Source organism: Parafilimonas sp., assembly GCF_047606085.1.
In the GTDB taxonomy this organism is placed as follows: domain Bacteria; phylum Bacteroidota; class Bacteroidia; order Chitinophagales; family Chitinophagaceae; genus Parafilimonas.
This window is the reverse complement of record NZ_JASGEX010000149.1, coordinates 1-3,740: the sequence shown is the minus strand read 5'-3', so window position 1 is coordinate 3,740 and position 3,740 is coordinate 1. Positions and strand designations below refer to the sequence as shown.

At 38.6% G+C, this 3,740-nt stretch carries 5 protein-coding genes; all 5 read right to left on the bottom strand.

The genetic code is table 11. The features are described from left to right. A partial coding sequence (locus QM629_RS12995) for a hypothetical protein (protein ID WP_415160309.1) occupies window positions 1-226 on the bottom strand: 226 nt, incomplete at its 3' end. Window positions 227-419: 193 nt separating this feature from the next. Continuing rightward, window positions 420-680, bottom strand: a complete 261-nt coding sequence (locus QM629_RS12990) for a hypothetical protein (RefSeq protein WP_415160308.1) — start codon at window positions 678-680, stop codon at window positions 420-422. A gap of 1 nt (window position 681) precedes the next feature. After that, window positions 682-1,980, bottom strand: coding sequence for an RHS repeat domain-containing protein (locus tag QM629_RS12985; protein ID WP_415160307.1), 1,299 nt, complete (start codon window positions 1,978-1,980; stop codon window positions 682-684). Between the two features lie 66 nt (window positions 1,981-2,046). Further along, the gene (locus QM629_RS12980; protein ID WP_415160306.1) at window positions 2,047-2,472 is read right to left on the bottom strand and encodes a hypothetical protein; all 426 of its coding nucleotides are present in this window, start codon (window positions 2,470-2,472) and stop codon (window positions 2,047-2,049) included. Between the two features lie 9 nt (window positions 2,473-2,481). After that, on the bottom strand, window positions 2,482-3,740 hold a 1,259-nt coding region (locus tag QM629_RS12975; protein ID WP_415160305.1), incomplete at its 5' end, for an RHS repeat-associated core domain-containing protein.

Genomic DNA, 3,740 nt, shown 5'->3' with positions numbered 1-3,740 from the left:
GCTGTAAGGTTACTATCCCGCCATCCGGGTTATAAGTGTAACGCTCGGCATAATCACTTAAGGCAGCACTGCCTGTCGGCGCAAAGCTGCCGTCCGCCGCCCAGGCATCCATGCTGCTTATGCGGTTTAGCTGGTCGTACCGGTAATTATAGATAAACCCGCCGCCGGCTGCCAAAAGGGGAAATGTATATTCACAGTCATTAAAAAACCTTTTATCTATTTTCAAAGAACTTTTTGTGATTTTACTTTCAATACAAACTGCCATTTTTAATATGTCTTTATTAGCAGGTTGCATTTTCCACTTGCCGGATATCCGGACAGAATATTATAGAAAGTTCACGGAAGTTGCACCGCTTCTATGAATGCATCCTTAAAGAAAAAAATGAACTTATTGAGAAGTTGTTGAAGGAAAAATAAAATTAATCTTCGAGGTCAGGAAATCGTTGTTTAAACTCTTTCACTCGATTATTTAACCAATCAAAAATCTTTAATTCTTCAACCGTTTGCAGCACTTTTTTGTATTCCTCTTTTGCTTGTTCGTCATCAAGCAAACTAAACGGGATGTTGTGTAGCATATCCGCTAAGTGATATAACCTTGAGTTATTATCTGCATAAGCACTTTCTCTAATTTCCAAAAGAGTAATATATAGAATATAAGCAAGGAATTTCTTTTCAACCATATTATTGTTTTTTGGGGGGTTCTTTTAATTTAGGGAACATTGAATTATCGGGAGTGTATTCTTGGTAAGGCACATCAACATCTAATTTTCTACGCTGCAATTCATATATTCGGGTATTCCCATCGAACAATTTTCCGGTTTCTGTGTTTATCGTAACCATTTTATAGTCTTTGGGATTAGTCACGCTTTTTATAAGCTCCTCATCAGTAAGTTTCGAGATAGCTTTATAGTCTTCAGATTTTATAATCGTCTCTATCGAATGCGTGAGATTAAACTCACTTGCTTTTTTAATCAGGTTGGAACCCATTTTGGAGAATGATATCCCGGCTACTTCAGTACCTGCCGGAAGTTCCGCACTGAACTTTAAACCCGTAGATTTAATTGGGCTTTTAAATGCGGAAGCTGTCATCAGTATATCACCTGCAATATGTCCATACACTGCGTAGTCCTGTACAGGTTCTGGTAAGTCGCCATAATTTGCAGCCATGTTCGTTGCATAGTCAATGGTATTCTGCATAGGCGTATTTGTAACCATTCTCAACAGCCCTTTTGCAGATTGCACAGGATGAGCAAATAAATTAACCACGCCAGTTGCTGCTCCTGTAACAGCTCCACCAACACCAAGAACTGCACCATATACTTTGGCTTTTGCAGAGGTGGGTTGTGTGGTAATGGTAAGTGCAGCATCGGTAGCAAACCATCTTGTAAGCGGGTCAAATATTTCCGCTCCGTCTAAGTCAGTAAAACGTATCGGGTTGTTTTCAGAAAACTGATATGGTGAAAGCCAGGGGAATTTTGCTGTTAATGGGTCTGGCGAAATAAACCTTCCGTTTATATCATACTCTCTTAATCCATAATCCAAGTAACCGGTTTCTTTATCAAGCTCCTTGCCGTTAAAAGTGTATCTCGGTAAGTTATTGTATTGTCTGCCCGGCATCACCTGCCCGAACGGATAATATTCATTTGCGGTAACGATATCAGCTTCGTAATGGTTAAATACGCCGATTTTTTTATCAGTAACGGTAGCGAGCACATTACCGAGGTGATTAGTTAATTCAAAGAGCTTGATGCCACGTGTAAATGTAGTGTAATAACCGGAATCAATGCCATCAATATTGGTGAGCGGCCTGTTATAGGTAACGAGGTTTAAAGAAGGTTTGTAGATACCCAGCCTGCTGCTGCCATAGATGGTTTGCTCGGAGAGCGTAAGTGCCCCGCTGTTCACGGTGGCATCATTCACGGTATAAACAGCCATGGTATTGCCAGAGGCATCATGTACTCCCTCGATAGCCTTATTCAACACGCCAAAACAAAATTGGCTTATAAATAAAAAAGCCGATGGCTTTTATGCCAACGGCTTTTAAATTCAATTAAAAGCGTTTTTAGGTTTTAAAAAATCATTTAACTTAATTAATTCTTCTTCTTCAAAACCATTACGGCTATCAATGGTATAAATTCTCTTTTTATTTTCTAAAACATCTAACACAAAATAGCCCGGGCTTCGAAAAGAAGCCTTTTTTAAGAGTTTAAATTCGACTTTATTTCTTTCGATAACGATTTCTTTTTTTGAAAAAAAATGATAGTTTATAATCTTTACATTCAAAGCATCAACGCTGATACTTTGAGTAAAATTTTCAGAAATTAGAATTGCTTCTATAACTAAAAAAATAATTAGGGTTCCAAAGAAAAAAGAGGGATTTATTATCTGTATTATTAAAAAACCAACCACTATCCATAAACTTGATTTGATTAAAGACTTATAATAATCTTTTTTGCTTTTTATTTCTATCACAACGCTATTTTAATAATTATCAGACGAGCCGGCACCGCCAGATGAACCGTTTGCATAACCGGAAAACTTTAAACTTTGCCCTTCATTAATTTTATTAATATCTTTTATTCCATTGTCCTTAGCTATTGTTTCGACAGTAGTATGAAATTTATCAGCAATGCTTGTAAGGTTATCACCTTGTTGAACCGTATAAGAGAAAGCATAACTTAAAGATTGTTTAAGCTTTCCACCACTGGCATCATTGGCCAGATTAAACGACTCTAACACGAACCCTTTGGTGTCGCTAATTTGATCCAACAGAGCAATTGTGTTGGCTATAGTCGGAGTGTTATCAAGGGTTTTGGCTGCATCAATTATACCCAAACCGCTTTTAACTAATCCATTAAGCGAGCCTGCAGTAGATAAAGTAGGTGTAAACTGTCCAAGTGCATCAATAAAAGGCGCATATTTAGATCCTGTGCCATAAGCTATTAATCCAGGAATTGAACCTGAATTTTGTAACACATCGTTTGTCTTTTTTGAAAAGAGAGCATCCATCATTTGTGCGGTTCCTATTGACATCTCTCCAAAAGAAAATTGCAATGCCACGACACCTCCGACCGCTGCGCCTGCCCCATCTGTCGCACCTATATAACTTACAGAAGCAAGCGCCCCAATTGTTCCAGTAGTAAAATTCCATGCTCCTCCTATGAATTTTCCGGTTCTTGATTCCGAAAATGCTTGTGCAGATTTACTAAACTGCTGAGACATCATTTGACCAGCAGTTCTTGCCTTAACGGGTGTAAGTATCGGAAAAAATGTCAACCCTTTGCTTGTACTCGTTTTTTCTTCCAAACCATCTAAATCAATCGCCCATATTGGCTTGTTGCCTGCAAACTGATACGGTGTATACCAAGGGTAAGATTGGAATAGTGGGTCTACGCTTAAAAACCTGCCTACCCTCGGGTCATATATTCTAAAACCGTAGTCATATTGATTCCCTTCCCCTTTAACCTCGTTATCCATCTCTTTCCCATTAAAGCCGTACCTGTAAGACAATGAACTTGAAGCCGTGTATGTTCTTCCTGGCATTTGCATGCCAAAAGAATAATAATCCTGTGCAGTAATCACATCTGGTAGATAGTAATCAACCTCAGTATTGTTTGCTGTGTGCTGCAACTTCTTATCAGAAATCGTAACCAGCACATTGCCCAAATGGTTACTCAATTCAAAGAGCTTATCGCCTCTGGTAAAGGTTCTTACTAAAGCAAGAGAGAGGCTTGTGCAAT